This window comes from Planctellipticum variicoloris (genome assembly GCF_030622045.1).
GTDB lineage: Bacteria > Planctomycetota > Planctomycetia > Planctomycetales > Planctomycetaceae > Planctellipticum > Planctellipticum variicoloris.
The window spans coordinates 7020837-7038523 of record NZ_CP130886.1 but is presented as its reverse complement, the minus strand read 5'-3'; the positions used below and the strand labels follow the sequence as shown (position 1 = coordinate 7038523).

13 protein-coding genes are annotated in these 17687 nt (G+C 62.4%); 1 reads left to right on the top strand and 12 read right to left on the bottom strand.

Going from position 1 to position 17687, the window contains the following annotated elements:
• Window positions 1-13: 13 nt before the first annotated feature.
• The 4 genes from SH412_RS27590 to SH412_RS27575 all read right to left on the bottom strand — a co-directional run bounded on the left by SH412_RS27590 (window position 14) and on the right by SH412_RS27575 (window position 5761).
• Window positions 14-1681: a tetratricopeptide repeat protein gene (locus tag SH412_RS27590; protein ID WP_336521261.1), complete on the bottom strand. Its 1668-nt coding sequence runs from the start codon at window positions 1679-1681 to the stop codon at window positions 14-16.
• Window positions 1682-2428: 747 nt separating this feature from the next.
• Window positions 2429-3418, bottom strand: coding sequence for a DUF1559 domain-containing protein (locus tag SH412_RS27585; RefSeq protein ID WP_336521260.1), 990 nt, complete (start codon window positions 3416-3418; stop codon window positions 2429-2431).
• Window positions 3419-4031: 613 nt separating this feature from the next.
• Window positions 4032-4913 (bottom strand): ThuA domain-containing protein, encoded by an 882-nt coding sequence (locus SH412_RS27580; RefSeq protein WP_336521259.1) that lies wholly within the window; start codon window positions 4911-4913, stop codon window positions 4032-4034.
• Between the two features lie 59 nt (window positions 4914-4972).
• Entirely contained in the window at window positions 4973-5761 is a 789-nt protein-coding gene (locus SH412_RS27575) for a carboxylesterase family protein (protein ID WP_336521258.1), read from the bottom strand.
• Between the two features lie 389 nt (window positions 5762-6150).
• On the opposite strand from SH412_RS27575, the gene SH412_RS27570 reads away from it, so the two are divergent.
• Complete coding sequence (locus SH412_RS27570; RefSeq protein WP_336521257.1) at window positions 6151-7974, top strand: chloride channel protein; 1824 nt, start codon at window positions 6151-6153, stop codon at window positions 7972-7974.
• Between the two features lie 21 nt (window positions 7975-7995).
• Here SH412_RS27570 and SH412_RS27565 read toward each other — a convergent pair whose 3' ends face one another.
• From SH412_RS27565 to SH412_RS27530, 8 genes are all read right to left on the bottom strand, one after another.
• A complete protein-coding gene (locus SH412_RS27565) occupies window positions 7996-8682 on the bottom strand; it encodes a DUF4956 domain-containing protein (protein WP_336521256.1) in 687 nt (228 codons plus the stop codon).
• 73 nt (window positions 8683-8755) lie between these two features.
• Window positions 8756-9565 carry a polyphosphate polymerase domain-containing protein gene (locus SH412_RS27560; protein WP_336521255.1) on the bottom strand — a complete coding sequence of 270 codons (810 nt, stop codon included), beginning with the start codon at window positions 9563-9565 and terminating at the stop codon, window positions 8756-8758.
• A gap of 131 nt (window positions 9566-9696) precedes the next feature.
• Window positions 9697-11766 carry a CotH kinase family protein gene (locus SH412_RS27555; RefSeq protein ID WP_336521254.1) on the bottom strand — a complete coding sequence of 690 codons (2070 nt, stop codon included), beginning with the start codon at window positions 11764-11766 and terminating at the stop codon, window positions 9697-9699.
• Window positions 11767-11823: 57 nt separating this feature from the next.
• A complete protein-coding gene (locus SH412_RS27550; RefSeq protein ID WP_336521253.1) occupies window positions 11824-14070 on the bottom strand; it encodes a serine/threonine protein kinase in 2247 nt (748 codons plus the stop codon).
• The gene (locus SH412_RS27545; protein WP_336521252.1) at window positions 14067-14642 is read right to left on the bottom strand and encodes a sigma-70 family RNA polymerase sigma factor; all 576 of its coding nucleotides are present in this window, start codon (window positions 14640-14642) and stop codon (window positions 14067-14069) included. Before SH412_RS27545 ends, SH412_RS27550 begins: the two co-directional genes overlap by 4 nt.
• 308 nt (window positions 14643-14950) lie before the next feature.
• Window positions 14951-16033, bottom strand: a complete 1083-nt coding sequence (locus SH412_RS27540) for a diguanylate cyclase (RefSeq protein WP_336521251.1) — start codon at window positions 16031-16033, stop codon at window positions 14951-14953.
• A gap of 427 nt (window positions 16034-16460) precedes the next feature.
• Window positions 16461-17291 carry a hypothetical protein gene (locus SH412_RS27535; RefSeq protein WP_336521250.1) on the bottom strand — a complete coding sequence of 277 codons (831 nt, stop codon included), beginning with the start codon at window positions 17289-17291 and terminating at the stop codon, window positions 16461-16463.
• 178 nt (window positions 17292-17469) lie between these two features.
• A complete protein-coding gene (locus SH412_RS27530; protein ID WP_336521249.1) occupies window positions 17470-17682 on the bottom strand; it encodes a CBS domain-containing protein in 213 nt (70 codons plus the stop codon).
• Between the last annotated feature and the right edge of the window lie 5 nt (window positions 17683-17687).

Here is a 17687-nt window from a genome sequence, read left to right as displayed (position 1 = left end):
CGACTGAGCGGGATTACAAAGCATCTAGCGCGGATCGTAACTCTGCGGGGAGCGATTCCTGATGAGTTTCTAACTCCGCTCGTTCTTTGGCCAACTCCTCCGACAATCCCAGCCGCTTGAGGTTGAGGCACAACAGCAGCCGGGCTCGGATGTGTTCCGGCTTCAGCGCCAGCGTTTCCCGGAAATGCACGTTGGCACGCGACAGGTCGCCAAGGTCGCTCAAAACTAACGCCATATTGTAATGTGCGGTTACGTAGTTCGGCTTGATTCGCAGGGACTCGCGCAAGTGGCTCTCGGCCTCGTGGAAGTGGTCCGGAGTCGGCGCATCCATCAGCGCGGAGGCCAGGGTTGCGTGAGCCAGCCAGTTATCGTCCGTGACTCGCAGCGTATGGCGGAACAGAGTGATGGAATCGTGCCAGTATCGAGTCTGCATCCAGGCGAGGCTGCCAGTCACGAACAGGACAGCGGTTGCCGTCAGCCAGGTGACACGCACGCTGCCACCCCGTGCTGAGAGGACCTCCGCCAGCCACCATGTTCCGGACAGGGCGGGCCCGATCAGTGGAAAGTACATGTAACGGTCGGCGTGTGCCTGCTCTCCGACCTGCACGATCCCGATGACGGGCAGCAGCGTGATCAGGTACCAGAGCCACCCCATCAACAGGTAGGGCCGACGTCGAGACTGGTAGAGTGCTCCGCCGGTTATCGCCAACAACAACAGCAGGCATGCGCCGACCTCCCAGGCGCTCTTGCCGGCCGGAGGGTAAGGATAAAAGATCGCCAGGTTGATCGGCCAGATTGTCTGCCACAGGTAAATGGCACAGCTGACAACTGCGTTATTGAGCCGGTCGAGCAACGGGAGTTCTTGCAGGTCCGCGAGCGCTTCGCCGGCCGTCTGCGCCCAGACGGCGATGAGGCAGAATCCGGCGCTCAACACGGCGAACGGAACCTTCTCGGCAACCAACGCCCACAGCTTCACATGGGGAACACCGGCCTGGGGGGAGAGTGGCGGCTGCCCTGCCTGAATTTCCGGCGACAACCGACGGAGCGGCCAGAAATCCAGCAACAGGTAGACGCAAGGGAGTGTCACGAACATTTGCTTGCTCAACAGGCTGAGCAGCAGGCAGCACCAGGCCCACAAATAATGACTGGCTTGCCGCCGCTCGATGAATCGCACGTAAGCGTTCAGCGACAAGAGGGCGAACAGGGTACTCAGTACATCTTTGCGCTCGGTGATCCAGGCGACCGATTCCACGTGGAGGGGGTGCACTGCGAAGAGAGCCGCGACCATGAAGCTTCGTCTGGGCGAATTCGCGAGCCGGCAGAATAAGCCGAAGACGAGCAGGCTGTTCAGCGCATGCAACACGACATTTGTAATATGATAACCGCCTGCCCAGAGACCGAATAACTCGGAGTCGAGCATGAGCGAAAGCCAGGTCAGTGGATGCCAGTTCGCGGCATAGCCGGAAGGCGCGAACGCCCAGCGAATGGAATCGAGCGACAAACCCGCCAGGACATACGGGTTCTCGGTGACATATTGGTTGTCGTCAAGCTTGAGAAACTCAAACCGCCAAGTCTGGCCATAGACCAGCAGCACCAACAGCACCAAGGCCAGGCGATAGAGCGGCGGCGATCCGCGAGGCGATAATGACGATTCACTTCCGCGGGGGGCGCTGCCGACCACGACACTCACGTCCCGCTCAGAATTGCGTCGTTATGAGGATCCAGCACAATCCACTGCCTGGGGACCAGCCACAGAGCCGGTCCACGGGCAGCAATGGATAGGAAAAGGTCCGAACGGATTGATGAATCCCGCGGTCCTATCAGGAAGCGGCATCCATCCCGCTTAAACTACTTCTTGGGAGCCCCAATCCCAAATTCGAAGGAGCCACCCTCCGGACTGACCGTGGCTGTGTGGGCTGGATTGGAGGGATCCTGAAACCGGCCAGGGATGGACTCCTTGGCATCCACTTCGATCGGACTCTTCCCGGCGGGGATGGGAGAACCGTCCCTCAGAACCATTCGAGAAAATGTCACCGCGTACTGACCCGGCTCGACACCCGGTTTGCCGCTGCGGTGCAAGAGTTCAAATTTTCCGTCAGCGACCGTCACGCCAGATCCGCCAGTCGTCTTGGTGTCCCCCATGGGCGTAAAAATCACCGTCACACCAGCTGTCGGGGTCCCTTCGATGCTGACGACGCCAGTCACCGGAGCGAGCTTAGGCACCGTTGAACCGCCGCTACAGCCGACGAAACCGACCAGAGTTCCTGCCGCTAGCAGAGAAAGAGTCCGCGGGCATTTCCACATCAACATGCGAGCAATCTCCGAAGAAAACCGGGTGAATCCCGCAAGCCGGGGATTCACCCGGTTGTGCTCATGGCAGCACCGTGAATGAATCTGATGGCAATGAGACAGACGGCCGGGAAAACTCTTAGAAATCACCCAGCGGATTGCCGTCAGAAATCTGGGCCAACCGCAATTGTGTGGTTCGATTGAGATTCTCGCTGAAGAACCGGACAGAACCATCGGCCATCAGGGCATGTGCGCCCCCCGTGTGAGTACTGCCCGGAGTTCCCCAATCGGAGAGCCGACCCGGAATCGAAGTCATGGGAGGAGCCCAGGAGCAGCACGGCCACCAATTGATTCCGTTGGCGTAACCGAAATCAATGCCGTTGCCGACCCACTTCGAATAGCCCCACGTGTTGGCGATCCCGTTGCGGACGTCGAGCGTGCCCTCAGCGACGGCAACCGTATTGCTGGTGCCGTCGGTAATATCGCGAATGCGCGCCGAGTTATTGACCCCGAACATTCTGCGTGTTAGGCGATTCAGCTCATCATAGAAACCCTGGCTGCTTGAATACCTGTCCACATTGAAGTCGTAGGAGGTCTTGGCCCCAAACAGTCCCGCCGCCTGAGCCTGTGTCGAAATCTGATAGTGAATGCTTGCGGTGCGAAAGAACGGATCGCCGTTATCGCTCGGGCAGAGGAACGCCGGCAACGACCTCGAGATAGCTCGTGCGTTTCCGTTTACGAACGGATCGGTACTGAATGTCCAGGGAGTGTTGAAAGCGGCCGCGGGCTCGCTGAAGTTGATCTGATTGTAGAGCGGAGACTGATCAATGTACGGGAGCAGCAGCGACCAGCCCCGATGATTCAAGGCACGACTTCCCAAAATGTTTCGTTGGGTTGTCGAGGCGGTCATAGCGCCATCGTTCATCGTCGAGTACGGGAAAATGCTGTGCGTGTCGTGATAGTTGTGCAGTGCCAACCCGATTTGCTTCAGGTTATTGCGGCACTGCGTGCGGCGGGCCGCCTCGCGGGCCTGCTGGACGGCCGGCAGCAACAACGCGATCAGGATCGCGATGATCGCGATCACGACCAGCAGCTCGATCAGAGTGAAACCGCGACGATGCGTGCGCATGAGCTGACTCCCGATTCGAAGTGAGATGACTCAAACCTAGAAATTACCGCCGATATCACGGGCGGCGAACGACGCTGAGAAAAGTCGCGAAATTGCGATCACTGAATTGCAGAAGAAACTTCCCGGCCAGAATGGCCGACGCTTGATCCATCCAAATCTACTCACGCAACGTTCTGAAATCCAATCAAAAATTCAGGATTCTCAGAGCGAACCCTCCGGTCAGCCCGGAATCCCGGCGCAAACGCCTGCAAACCAGGCGTAGAGCGCTGCCCGCGTTAGCGTGTGACTCTGGTGCTGACCGTTCCAACAAACCAGGGCGGCGTGCAATCCGCTGTGTCACAAGCCATCACACCGACATCATCGGGACATGCGACTCCGCGTACCGACGAACGTCTCAGGCAATTCATATGCCAGTCAATTCGGAGTGCGTCTGCGCTGACGCAAGCCCCATCCGCCCGCGACGCTCGCCGACCCCAGCCTCCCGCCCCTCCCACCAAAAACGGAGGGCGCGGGGACCAGAGACTCGACTCATATTTGTGGCCGGCGATTGAGACGTCGACCGCAAGGTCTTCGCGCGGCACTGCGGGCGGCTGCCGTCGCGTACGTTACGAATCTATTCGCCCCATGCGCGCTTGCTGAGCGCGGTCGCGGTCGGAAAATCCTGCGGCAAAGGCTGCGTCACGCTGCCGGTGGCGGCCCATTCGGTCCCGCGCTGCAGCGTCGCGATGAAGCCGACGCACTCCTGCGAATAGTCGGCGTGACCCATCGGCGTATGGAACACGCGCCCTTTGCCGAAGTCGATCGTGAAGATCATCGGCTCGTGCCGGCCGGAGCCGCCTGTGGCGGGGTCGGCATAGGCGGTCGCGAGGACTTTCATTCGGCCGGCGGGTCCGCGGAGTTTGTCGTAAAGCTCGTCCTTGACATGCATCCATTCGCGGGGCATGCCCTTCGTGATCGGGTGGTTCGAGTCGCGGACGACGACGGAAAAGTCATGCTGAGAACCGTGGTGCCCGCCCGAGCCGGGTTCTTCGTTGCGAATGACCTCTCCCTCTTTGCTCAAATAGACGTACGGGCCGCTTTTCTCATTCCGGCCGCCCCAGCCTCCCAGGCCGATCATCTGGTTGTACTCGGGCCACTCGGGGAAGGAGTTGTCCGCCGCATGAACGACGACGAAGCCGCCGCCGTTGCGCACGTAGTCGGCGAAGGCATTCTGAGTCGCTTCGGGCCAGGGGGCGCCGTTGTAGTTGGAGACGACGACTTTGTACTTTGCGAAATCCGGATGGAAATCGGGATCGATCCCCTTGGGGGCCGTGGTGGCGACGTCGACTGCGAAGAGTCCCGATTCTTCGAGGTACTTTTTCATCATCTGCGTGGTTTTGGGCCAGACGCCGTGATTGTTCTGCCCGTCGACAATCAGCGCCGGCAGTTTCTCCGCAGAGAGCCCGGGAACGGCGCTGATCGCGACCAGCGCGGTGAAAAGAATCAGAGTGCGCATTGAGGAGACCTCTTCCTTCGTGCTTCGTGGTGCAGAACGACGGTGCGGCGGGGGGAGACTCAGCGGGACTGGGCGAAGACCCAGTCCCAGACGAGGCGATTGCCGTAAGTCGCCGTCCAGGAGTTGTGAGCGACGCCTTCGTATTCCGTGTAGACGGGTCTGCCGCCGGCGGCTTTGAGGGCGGCGATCATTTCGCGCGAGCGGATCACCTTAACGGTGGCGTCTGCGTCGCCGTGAAAGGCCCAGATCGGCACGGTCTTGAGCTTCGGGGCGAACGCGGGGTCGCCTCCGCCGCAGATGGGGACGGCGGCGGCAAAGCGTTCGGGCTGTCGCTGCAGGAGATCCCAGGCGCCGAAGCCCCCCATCGAGAGGCCGGTGATGTAGATCCTGCCGGTGTCGATCGGGAATTCCTTTTCCAGCGAGCCGATCAGTTCCTGAACCATCCTGAGCGCAGGGGTGGGCTGCGCGGGCATGGTGTGGCTGTCAGCGGTCCAGGGAGTGTCGACCCATTGCTGGTCGGCAGGACATTGGGGGGCAATGACGTACGCCGGGTGACGCTGCATCATGGCGTCGGTGGCCAGGTCGGCCATGCCGTGGATGAGCTGAATGGTGTTATCGACCCCCCGTTCTCCGGCGCCGTGGAGAAAGACGACGAGGGGGAACTTCTGTCCGGGGGGGGCAGCTTTGGGCTTGAGCAGTCGGTAGGGAAGTTCGCCGCCTTCGGGAGATTTATAGGTCACGGCGTCGAAGCGCGTCTCCGGCATGACTTTCTCGGGAGCGGGGGCCTGGGCGAAGGCCACCGCGGGGACGAGCCAGGCCAGCGCACAACTACGGACAGACAGCCGCATGACAAACTCCGGAGGGATCTCAAGGAATTCGATAGAAGACAAATCCGCCGTTACGATATCGGCCCGGCAGGCAGGCTGTCGAGACGCCGCGGATTTCTGGCCGACCTGGGATGCTTCCCATTCTGCGGAAAGTTTGCGCGCTGGCTGCCCGGCGAGTGACGGGAGTACGACCGCGGTCCGGGTTTGAGGACTCATCGCTTGCAGGAATCGAAGAGGTCGTGTGAACATGCTCATCCGCCCCCTTTTGTTACAAGATCGTCAGCCGACCGGGAATCATACTTCGATCTGTCGGGCGAACTGGCAATAACTCACCACGCGAGTGGCCGAGCGCCTCTCGGACTTGACCGAACACCTTGACGATCCCCCTTTGAGAATGCAGGACTTGTCGAATGTCAACGGACGCCACGCCGCAGGAACGCTCGCTGGTTGATCGACGCGTTGTGCTGATCTGCCTGCTGGCCATCGGATTGGGCCTTGCTGCTGCGCTGGCGGCTCAGATCCTGGTCGGGCTGATTGCCGGTATTACCAATCTGGCGTTCTTTGGGCGGTTCTCGCTGCAGGAAGTCTCTCCGGCGGACCATCAACTCGGATTTCTGGTAATCGGCATCCCCGTCGTTGGCGCGCTGATCGTCGGCGTTATGGCGAGATATGGGTCGGCGGCGATTCGAGGGCACGGAATTCCCGAGGCGATGGAGCAGATTCTGACCAACCAGAGTCGAATTCCCCCTCGCATGACAATCCTTAAGCCACTTTCGGCCGCGATTTCCATCGGGACCGGAGGGCCGTTCGGGGCCGAAGGCCCGATCATCGCGACCGGCAGCGCGCTGGGTTCGACACTGGGACAGTGGCTGACAGTTTCGACCCAGGAACGCAAAACATTGCTAGCCGCCGGTGCTGCTGCCGGGATGTCGGCGATTTTCGGGAGCCCAGTTTCGGCGGTCCTGCTGGCTGTCGAACTGTTGCTGTTTGAGTTCCGTCCGAGATCGATCGTGCCGGTCGCGCTGGCCAGCGTGACTTCCGCCGGTCTGCGGCTGGCGTTCGTCGGCAGCGAACCGGTCTTCGCGATGCCGCATCTGGCGCCTCCCGGTGTTGCGGCCATGGCATTCTACATTCTGCTGGGTGGGCTGATGGGAGTGGCGGCGGTCCTGATTACGCGAGTCGTTTACGGGGTTGAAGATCTGTTCGAGCGGCTGCCGATTCACTGGATGTGGTGGCCGGCCATCGGGGCCGTTGCGGTTGGTGTGATCGGCTGCTTCGAGCCGCGGACTCTCGGAGTCGGCTACAGCAATATCAGCGACATTATCTCGAACCGGCTGACGGTGAGTGCTGTCACCGGGCTGTGTCTGCTCAAGTTTCTCTCCTGGGTCATTTCTCTCGGCAGCGGAACATCGGGAGGGACCCTTGCGCCGTTGTTCACGATTGGCGGCGGGTTGGGAGCGCTCGGCGGAGCGGCTGCGGTCGCACTGTTTCCGACTGCGGGAATTGACGTACGGGTCGCAGCACTCGTCGGTATGGCGGCAACGTTCTCCGGAGCATCGAGGGCCCTGCTGGCGTCGGCCGTGTTTGCGTTCGAGACGACGCTGGAGCCCCTTGGACTGCTGCCGTTGCTTGGAGGCTGCGCCATGGCGTATCTCGTCGCGACGCTGCTGATGAAGAATTCGATCATGACGGAGAAGATCTCCCGTCGCGGCGTACGGACACCGTCCGAGTACGTTTCCGATCCGCTGGATCAGATTCTGGTCGCCGAAATCGCCCGGAGTCCCGTGACGACGCTGCGCGTCGATCAGACGATTGGCGATGTCCGCAAATGGATGGCGTCGGGCGGCGCCGAAACGCAGCACCAGGGCTATCCGGTGGTCAATGCTGCCGGGTTGCTGGTGGGGGTCATCACCCGCCGCGATCTAGCGTCCCTCGACAAGTCCGACGAGACGCTGGCGGAGGTTATATCGGGAATTGTGAAGTTCGTGTATGACGACTGCACGGTGCGACAGGCGGTCGATCACCTGGTCAATCACAACATCGGACGGCTGCCGGTCGTGCGACGAGGCGTGCCGCATCAGATTGTCGGCATTGTCACACGGAGCGATCTGCTCTCGGCTTACCGCAGACGGATCGAGGAAATGCGGACGGACGAGCCTTCGCTTCCGGTCGTGGCGCCTGCGGCATCGAGTCGAAACACCCCGGCAAGTCAGTCGATCGGCGCGGCGCCCTGATCGTCGCGGAGTCCGGGAAGCTTACCCGTCGCTTCGCGGTTGTCGCAGCTCGACGGCCTGAACTCCTGCGATGGCGTTCAGATCCGCGATCAGGGCGGACAGCGACGCGTCGTGTGGAATTCGCAGCCGGTACTGCAGGTTGAGGGCGGCCCCTTGCTTGGCGGTGCCGGCGCCGATGGCTTCGACGTGGCGGGCGTGACGCGCCAGAGTCGCCTTCAACAGCGACTCAACTTCGGGCGACCAGCCGAGGCGAATGTCGAGTTCAAACGGATGCGTCGCCAGTCCGTCGTTCCGTCGAGGAAGGTCCCGAAGCAGCCAGGCCGCGAAGCCGACTGCCACCGTTCCCCCCAGGGCGACGGCCGGCTGGCCGGCGCCGATGGCCATCCCCACCGCGACGGCGAAGATGACAAAGGCGGTGTCCTTGGTGTCCTGGACGACCGTGCGGAAGCGGACGATCGAGAGCGCCCCGACGAGGCTGAAGGCGCGGGCCACGTTGTCGCCGATGACCTGAGTCACCATCGCGATCAGGACGCAGAGCAGAACCAGCGTTCCGGGAAAGGAGGCGGCGATTCGCGAGGCGCCGCGGGTTCTGCGGTAAATCTCGGCAACGATCAATCCGAACGCAATTGCCGGCATGAGCCGGACCGTAAGCGTCGGCCAGGTGACGCTGGAGGTTGAGTCCATCGAAAGCGAGAGCCACTTGGGCATCGAAGTCGACCTGCTTTCCGTCCGCGCGGGGAGGCGTTGATGTTGAAGGCTTTCACATACCGCTCATTGCGTACTAGTTCGTCCGATCAACGAGCGGATCGCAATGGGCCTGGCGGGCGAGGGGGACGCACGCGTTGATTGCGGTGCGGTATTTGGAGTACGAAGTCACTTCCAGGCGGAAGTCCTGGATCAGCGTTCGAAACAGCGTGGGAAGCGTCTGGCAGAATTTCATTTCGACGATGCGGTTTCCGGCGACCAGTCGATGGCCGGTGAGGGGCATCGCCGGAACTTCCCAGCTCAGGGCGGGGGCGGCGACGATCTCGTCGTCGATCGTCAGACGGACCGGACCGTCTTCGGCCGCGCCAGTCCACGCGAGGCGCCGGTATGTGATCTGGCAGGTCGGACCAAGCTGGCGGGTGACGCAACGGCGGCGAAACCAGTCGGCGGGATGAGGACCTGCGAGTTCCGAAGTTGTCAGCCAGTCGATGTCCGCTTCTGGAACGGGATTTCGTCGTTTGCGGACGCGTCCCGACTGTTTGCGTTTCTGCTCCAGCCAGAGCTGAGATTCGGATCCATAGCGACGGAGTCGGAATTTCCGGCGGCCGAAGCAGCCGATCCGGCGGTAGATGTCGAACTGCGGAGTGTCGAGATAGAGAGTGTTGATGAGGTAGCCTGCCCCTGTGACCGCGTGCGCGTCGAGCGCCAAGACCTGTGAAATCCGAACAGCCAGTTCCATCGCGACGGATTCCGGGACCAGGAACTTCAGTTCGCAGGCCCCGCGATTTGAAGCCAGGGCTGGCGAAACGATTTCAGTAGGGCCTGGGTGTGACACTTCCGTCCGGTCGGCGGACAGCAGCGAGGAAGGAGACGGAGGAAGGAACATGGCGTCGGAATTCCTGGAGCTCAGGCGGAGGCTGAAATCTTGTGACGGCCAGACGAAGAGGATGAATCGCCATCGGGCCTGCCCTCCGGGTGGCAGAGCGCCGATCCGACGAGCGACCATTGACCGCAGTGCTACTTTCCCTTTGTGCTTGTCGGGCTGGTCTTCGTCGACTTTGCCGCAGGTTCGCCGGCCGACTTCACGGCGGGGAGATTGAGCAGATATTCCCGTCGCTGGTCGGCAAAGGCCCGCAGGCTCAGGTCGTTGTGGGGCGGGCCGAAGCCTTGACGCGGCGGCTCGTTCTGCCGGGACTCCTTGCTTTCCGCGACCGCGGTATCGGCGGTGGCTTTCTGGAAGGCGGCGAAGGTTCCCAGCTTGCGGGTATCGGCCTCGACCTCGGTCTCAATCAGGGCCCGATAGCGGGCGACGATCGGGCCGAGATGCTTCCAGTCGAGCGATTCCTCGGCGATGGTCCGGACGTGCTGCAGATATCGATCGCGGAGAGCCGGGACGGCGAGCAGCTTGCTGCGCAGCGGTTTCTGCGGATCATCGAGGCCGATCAATGGATCGAGGTCGACGCCACGAGGCGGGCCGCCAAAGCCGCCGAATCCCCCCGGACCGAATGGTCCGCCGGGGCCTTTTGGTCCGCCACCTGGTCCCCCTCCCTGCCCTGCCGGTCCCTGCGGTCCATTTTGCGGGGCGCCGGGGTTCTGTCCGGGGCCCCGTCCATTGGGTGGTCCGCCAGCCTGGCCCTGGGGACCGCGACCGGGTCCGAATCCGGGACCGCCGTCTTGAGGACCGCCGGGACCACCGCGTCCGAAACCGCGCGGGCCTCCCGGTCCCATCCCCGGCCCCATCGGTCTGCGGAAGGCTTCGTTCATGTCGTGGGGGATGATGTGGAACTTGCCGTCTGGATCGAGATACAGGCTGTAGTCGCTGGCGCGGATCCAGTAGCCGTCGCAATTGATGAGGGCGTTGTCGAGGGCCAGGAACCAGAGGACGCCGTCGATGTCGAGTATCGGTTCGAGGGCGGCTTCCAGTTTGGCGGGCGGAGTTTTGTCGAGCGTCCGGCAAAGGGTGATCAGTGCCTTCCAGTCTTTCTTGCCGCCCGACTTCATCTGGTAGCGACGTTCATAGTCTTCGATGTTCGTGCCGACGAATTCGAGGCCGCCGCCGCCGCCCGGCGAGCCGCCGACCTTCCAGCGGGCGCCTGCGGTGGAGCCGTAGTTCTCCGCGAGAAACTCCTTATTGAACTGCTGGACGTTGGCGTAGACACCCCAGCTCTCGCCGTTGATGACGACCTTGACGAGGTTGGCCTTGGGGGCCGGAATATGCTGGCGAGCGATTTCCGAATAGAGGACGGAGCCGAGCATCGAATCGTCTTCGTGCGCGTTGAGCAGATTGAGCGTTTTGCAGCCATACAGGCGCTGATCGGCGTCGGTAAAGTCGACGGAGACATTCAGAGAGCGTTTGAAGCCGGCGGGAACCATCATGTAGGACGAGTTTCCGCGGAAGTGTACGCCGACGCCCGGATAGCGCTGACCGTCGACGACGAGCGTCGCCGGGAGTTCGACGTCGGTGTTATTGAAGTCGGCCAGTTCGGACTCCCAGTCGTCGCGTTCGAATTCGAGAAACAGCGTCCTCAGGATGGTCGGTTCATAGAGATCGGCGTCGGGGTAGCTGGTGACGTCCGCGGGCGACACTTTCGGGCCAGGCTTGGGGGGCTCCCGATCTCCGCGCCCGCCCATGCCGGGGGGACCGAAACCGCCGGGAGGGCCGAAACCACCGCGTCCCGGTCCGCCGGGACCGCCCCCCGGACCTCCCGGTCCGCTGAACGGACCGAAGCCGCCACGGCCACCCCGTTCTTCGCGTTCCTTCTTGAGGAAATCGCGGGCCTTCTGACGTTCGTCGTCGCTGAGTCGACCGTCGTCGTCTTTGTCGAACTGGTTGACGACTTTTCGCTCGCCACCGGGGCCGCCTGGGCCGCCCGGACCTGGTGCAAAACCGCCTGGAGGGCCGAAGGGAAATCCGCCCGGAGGGCCGTTACCGGGTGGTCCCTGCGGACCGGGTTCACGGGGCTGATTCGGGGGCTGTCGTGAATCCTGCGTGTGAGCAGCGTCGGGATCGGTGGCGACGAGGATCAATCCCAGCAGGACGACGAGTCCCAGGGATGGCGTCGCGAATTGTCGGAAGAGCAGGAGCATGGGGGAACTCTCGGAAGGGAGAAGCGATCGGCAAACGATGTTAAGGGCATTCAGACGTCAGGACGGAGGTGCAGCGTTCGGCGGATTCTGAGGTCGCCTGGGGGCCGGTCCGCGACGTGGTTCGCCGGGAGGCGGCCCTCCCGGACCGTCTCCGAAACCGCCCGGCAGCATTTTGCGGCCGAGGTAGGGTTTCCCGGTCAGCGATTGCCACTGGGCGCGTTGATCAGAATTCAGCAGAGCCAGCATTTCGCGCTCGCTGCGTGCGAAGACTTCCTGAATCTGATCGTCGTCGCGGCGTTCCCAAGGCCGGGGCCCCGGACCAAATTGACCGCCGAACTGCCGCATGCCGCTGAGGAGGATTTCGCGGATCTCTTCTTTCTGCTCCGCGGAGAGGCTGAGTTTCTTTGCAACATCGAAGTCGAGCAGGGCGTGGGGGCCTTCGAACTGCAGAGCAATCTGATGGAGCCTCTGAAGCTGCGTCCGGGTCAAGATCGCCGCCAGCGCCGACTCCTGTTCTCGCGCCTCGTCCAGCATCCGTTCCCGTCGATCGTCCGAGAGCGGCTCGCGATGTCCGCCAGGGAAAGGGGGCGGAGGTCGCTTCTGCGTGCGATTGAAGTCGCTCAATTGCTGCCGCTGCTGCGGCGTCGCTTCCAGATCGTTCAATACGTCGTCAACGGTCAGCAGAAAACTGTGACGGCTGAACTGCAGCAGCGCCAGGTCGCGGAGGATCCGGTCGACTCGGTCGCGAGTGACGGCAAGCTCGGCCTGCACGGCGGGTTCGTCGCCCTGCTGTTCAATGAACTTTTGATAGTGGTCGAGGGCCGTTCCCAGCAGTTGCTTGCGCAGGCGTTCCTCGAAGGGGCCTTCGGCCAGAATTTCCTGTTCGGCGAGCCGGATCATTTCGTCGGCGGCGCCGCGGGCGAGCGTGAGCCGGACTTCGGCTTTCCGGAGCGCCTCTTTGGTGGCGACGTGTTCCTGCGAAATGATCGCCGTGGTCACGCTCAGTCCGATCATCCCGCAGGCCAGGAGGAACAGGGTTCCGCCGACAATTCCCGGATGGCGTCGCATCCACTTTCGGACGTGTTCCAGCACGGTCGGTCGACGGGCATGTATGGGCCGATCGTCCAGATACCGCCGCAGATCGGCCGCAAGCTGACCGGCTGTGGCATAGCGATCAGCGGGGCTCTTGGCGGTCGCCTTGAGAACAATGGTTTCCAGCTCGATCGGAATGGCCCGGTTGATCTTCCGCGGCGACTTCGGCTCGTCATTGAGGATCTGATTGAGCAGCGTCCCTCGGTCGCTGCCGGTGAAGATTGGCTGCAGAGTCAGCAGTTCGTAGAGAGTGGCTCCCAGAGCGTAGACGTCGGCCCGGTGATCGACGGGGACGCGGCGTCCGGACGCCTGCTCCGGACTCATATAGCGCAGCGTGCCGACCAGATCGCCCGTCTGCGTCAGTCCGACGTCTGCCACGACCTGAGCCAGTCCAAAGTCGGTGATCCAGATCGCGCCCTTGCCGTCCAGCAGCAGGTTGGCCGGTTTGATGTCGCGATGGATCACGCCCGCCTCATGGGCGAACTCCAGGGCGTCAGCGACCTGGGACGCGATGCGGGCGGCGGTGCGAAAGCTGTCGCGACCGCGGTTCGTCCGGATCGTGGACCGGCTTCCGGGGAAGTCACGTTGTGTAACGGCGGAGTGAAACGCCGCGGTGGCCTCCAGCGACTGGTGGCTGGGTTCGTCTGCGGCGTCGCCGCGCAGTTCGCGGATTACCGCGGCGAGCGACCGGCCTTCAATGAGCTGCATCGCGTAGAAATGGACGCCGCGCTCGGAGCCGACGGCGTAGACGGGGACGATGTTCGTGTGGTGGAGCTGGGCGGCGGCCATGGCCTCCGTCTTGAATCGCTGGAGCTGGCGATTGTCGAGGGCCGACACGAAGGGGAGAATCTTCAATGCCACGCGCCGGCGCAACGAGATCTGCTCGGCTTCGTAGACGACTCCCATACCGCCGCGTCCGAGTTCGCGGAGCAGCCGGAAGTCTCCCAGCAAGCCGATGTCGGAAACTCCGGCGAAGGTTTCGAGCAGCGGTTCAGCAGCGGCCGGGGGGACTTCTCGCAAGGAGCCCGAGACGCGTTGAACCGCGTCATGCCCGGCAAAGAACTCTTCCAGGTCCGTGCGCAGCTCGGGATAGCGAGCGAGGAGCTCGTTCCGATCCGGGGGGAAGCCGGACTGACAGGCGTCGAGGTATTCCAGCAGAACCTGATTGAGCTGATCCTCGTGCACGGCGGGGTCGGGCGAATTGCCGGTCATGCCTGACTCCCTTCGCGGTCGGTCAGTTGATTGCGGAGCGTTTTCAAGGCGCGGAACAGCAAGCCCGCGACGGCTGGCCGACTTTTACCGAGGATTTCAGCGACCTCGGCCACCGGCAGCCCTTTGATGTGGTGGAGTTCGACGACGCTGCGCTGATCTTCGGGGAGAGCCGCCATGGCCTGCGCGAGTCCGAGAATCTCTTCCGCCCGGACGGCGCCTGCGCTGGGCGACGTCTGGTCGGCGGAGAGGAGGCAGGCGAGTCGCGAAGCGGACTGGTCGAGCGCGACTTCCAGCGAGCGCTCCCGACCGAGATCACGGGCTTCGGCGGTAAACCTGCGAGCGGAGCTTGCCAGGGCATTGGCGAGAATGGCGCGAAGCCAGCCGAGCCATTCGGCCTCGGTGGCGCCGCGAAACTGATCACGGGCGGTGTGAGCCTGCAGAATCGCCTGCTGGACGACATCGGAAGCATCGAGTTTCGATCGAAGCCGTGCGCCAAGTTGCAGTCGCGCCAGAAGGCTGAGATATTCGCGGTAGTCTTCCAGGGGACGGGCAGTTTGTGGGGAGTCGCTCACGGCGGCCTCTACAGTCCGAATGCATCGCGCCCGTCGGCGGTGGCGTCGTCAAGTCCGTTTGCGGGACGGAGATATTCAATCCTTCTAACCCTTTGGACGCCGTCGGAGTCCGAATGCAGCGCGGCCTGGTGAAGATTTTTTGAAGGTCCGTCAACAGGACTCCGCTGCGACGCGCCGGTGAAACTGCCGCAAGTCGTTCTGTGCTCATCGGATGCGGAGAATTTGAGAGGACATTGAACGAGATCGGGACCCGCCGTTCGCGGATCCCGACCGTATGTCTCGGAAACCTGAATTGGGTGGGCTCAGGACTACATGCCGGCCACCACGGTCATCGGTTGGCCGCCGACGCAGACGCGGTTTTTCCCATCTTTCTTGGCCCGATACAGGGCGTCGTCGGCGAGTTTCAGCATCGCGGCCGACTCGTGAAAATCGTAGGTAATCCCGCAGAGGCCGATGCTGACGCTGGGCGAGAATCGCGTCGACTCTTCGCCGAATTCGAGCGCCCGGATCGCCAAACGAATCCGGTCGCCGATCAGATTGGCGGTCGCCAGATTGCATTCGGGCAAGACGATCGCCAGTTCCTCGCCACCGATGCGTCCGCACCAGTCGGTCCCGCGGACGTTTTCCCGCAGCACCTGTCCCGTGGCCTGCAGGACATCATCGCCGACGGGGTGCCCGTAGCGATCGTTGATGGATTTGAAGTTGTCGAGGTCGAGCAGCATGACGCAGAGGGGCCGGCCGAAGTTTTTGCAGCGATGGAATTCCGCTTCGAGCTTTTCGAGAAAGTAGCGTCGGTTGAGGAGGCCGGTCAGAGGATCGGTCTGCGCGATCCGCCGGATTTCGTCCTGGTCCCGTTCCAGTTGCGTCATCAGACCTTCGATCCGCTCCATTGCGGAGAGGTGGTAGGTTTCGATCGCGAGGGTGGCGTCGAGCTGGCAGATCTTTTGAATGCTCTCCAGCATTTCCGCCAGTTCCGCTGGCGATCCAGTGAACTCTCGGGTGACAAACGACTTGATGGTCATTCCGAGATAGGTGAATGCGGCCATGTACCAGCCGGGCCGGATGCCGATTTTTTCGTGCACCATGCCCACGCGGCGCTGTCGGGCGAAGTATTCGGGAGTCTCGAAGTTTTCGCCAAAGCCGTCGACGTAGTGCTTCATCGCAATTCGGAGACCGCGGAGCGTGTTCAGATCCGGAATGAACTGAACCAGTTCGGGATACTCGCTGACATGGGCGTAGAAGCTGTTGATGATCTCATCGGTGTGGAGTCGAATCGTCGGTCTGGCCATGGACAGCCGATGGACATCAGTCTCTGTCAGCCCGAACATCGAAAGTTTGCGATGGATTTCGAGTTCGTCCACGTCGGGCACAGGAAACGGTCGCCGAGGCACAGGCAAATCCTCCGAAAGAAGCAACATAGTGAGCGTTACGATGTCGTTTCTGGGATGCGGCATCCGTGCTTCGCACGGAACTGCAACGCTTCCTGCGAGGATAGATTGCGGATCGAAGTCGTGACGGCGATTGACCAATCGGCGACATCGTCAGATCGCGAGCTGCCGTGCTTCTTTGACGATCCTGCCAGATCGACCGGCGGGGAGAGGTACGGTTGTGCGTGTCGTTTGCCACACCATCGGTCAGGTTGCGTACGAACCTGCGATATGCAGGGTCGGTCGTTGCGCCGGTCTGGCATTCCGAGTCCCCAGCCAAACGGGTCCCGGACAGCAGCCGAAATCTCGTTCGCGTGACTACTTCGGCCGGACGGACTTCAGCGTCTGACGTTGACGGGAACGATTCGACGGAGACCGAGTCAGGCGGTGATTATCGCCGGAAGGGGATTTCGGACTCGGTCCAATTGGTCGAGTCCTGGAGCGGGGCGGTCTCAAGCGGCGGCGGGCTAGCGGGTTTGCGGGTTGTCGTTGGCGCGGCGGGTTGAGGCGTCGCGGCCCCGACGCGCGTGACTCCCTGCGATTCGTCCGGATCGGGACGGGGGACGCGGTCTGCAATTGGCGACAGTTCCGTGGGACGGACTCGAACGATGTGAGTGGCGTTAAAGGATCGTCCGTCGGGGGTGTCGAGGGTCAGTTGCACGACCAGGTCGGTGTGGACGGGTGGTTTGGACAGTTCGAGGGCGAACTGATAGCCGGACCCGAGAAATCCGCGGACCCAGTGCTTGCGGCATTCTTCGGCCGTAAAGGACCAGGTACCGACGGTGCGTTCGTCCTCGCTGAGCGCGGGATCCTGGGCGGTGATGCGGATGCGTCCCGGGAGTTTGACCACTTCGCCGTCATCATCGTAGGGGGCGAAGTGGACGACGATCCGGTCGTCGCCGGGCTGCCCATCTTCGTTCAGACCGCTCGTGAGCATGCTGTTGATCTTCACGTCTGAGACGCGGAGCAGGACGGCAGCCTGTTCGGCGGGCAATTGCGACTGGCCCGATTCGGCGAGTTGTGTCCGGAGCCCGTCGACTTCCCGGCGGGCTAACTGGAGTTCGGAGACTGTCCTGTCGAGCTGCGTCTGCAGATCGGACAGACTCTGTTCCTGCACGCGGAGTTGCGCCTGCAGGAAGTCCGTGGTCCGATTGCGCGCGAAGCAGCCGACCGCCGACAGGGCGGAAAGACTGAGCGCGAGCAGCAGCAATCGGCGGAACATCCTTGTTCCTCGAACCTTGAGCAGCGAGTGAAAGGCGAGGGCGCGCGGCAGGATAGTCTGGCGGGCGGGTGCCCGACAATCGCAATTCCCGACCGCAAATTGCCGAAGCCCCCTGCCTTCTGCGGATGACCGGTCCGGACGGCGAAAACGGGGGCGGAGGACGGTCGGGACGCCTTGGTCAGGCTTGTTCTTCCGCCTGCACCGCCAGTCGCTGCTCGAGGACGCGGCGGTTGTAGATCGAAATCACCTCTTTGCGGCGGAGCATACCTTTAAGTCGGCGCGGATTCGCGGGTTCGACGACGGGAATTTCGTCGAGATTCCGTTGGGTGAATTTCCACATGGCCGTGTCGAGGTCGTCGTCGGGGGTCACCGTCAGGAGCTGGGTCGACATGACAT

Excerpts from the sequence above, each read along its gene's own strand:
- SH412_RS27585 (WP_336521260.1), bottom strand. The coding sequence starts at position 3,418 with ATGCGCACGCATCGTCGCGGTTTCACTCTGATCGAGCTGCTGGTCGTG.
- SH412_RS27580 (WP_336521259.1), bottom strand. The coding sequence starts at position 4,913 with ATGCGCACTCTGATTCTTTTCACCGCGCTGGTCGCGATCAGCGCCGTT.
- SH412_RS27575 (WP_336521258.1), bottom strand. The coding sequence starts at position 5,761 with ATGCGGCTGTCTGTCCGTAGTTGTGCGCTGGCCTGGCTCGTCCCCGCG.
- SH412_RS27570 (WP_336521257.1), top strand. The coding sequence starts at position 6,151 with ATGTCAACGGACGCCACGCCGCAGGAACGCTCGCTGGTTGATCGACGC.
- SH412_RS27565 (WP_336521256.1), bottom strand. The coding sequence starts at position 8,682 with ATGCCCAAGTGGCTCTCGCTTTCGATGGACTCAACCTCCAGCGTCACC.
- SH412_RS27560 (WP_336521255.1), bottom strand. The coding sequence starts at position 9,565 with ATGTTCCTTCCTCCGTCTCCTTCCTCGCTGCTGTCCGCCGACCGGACG.
- SH412_RS27555 (WP_336521254.1), bottom strand. The coding sequence starts at position 11,766 with ATGCTCCTGCTCTTCCGACAATTCGCGACGCCATCCCTGGGACTCGTC.
- SH412_RS27550 (WP_336521253.1), bottom strand. The coding sequence starts at position 14,070 with ATGACCGGCAATTCGCCCGACCCCGCCGTGCACGAGGATCAGCTCAAT.
- SH412_RS27535 (WP_336521250.1), bottom strand. The coding sequence starts at position 17,291 with ATGTTCCGCCGATTGCTGCTGCTCGCGCTCAGTCTTTCCGCCCTGTCG.
- SH412_RS27530 (WP_336521249.1), bottom strand. The coding sequence starts at position 17,682 with ATGTCGACCCAGCTCCTGACGGTGACCCCCGACGACGACCTCGACACG.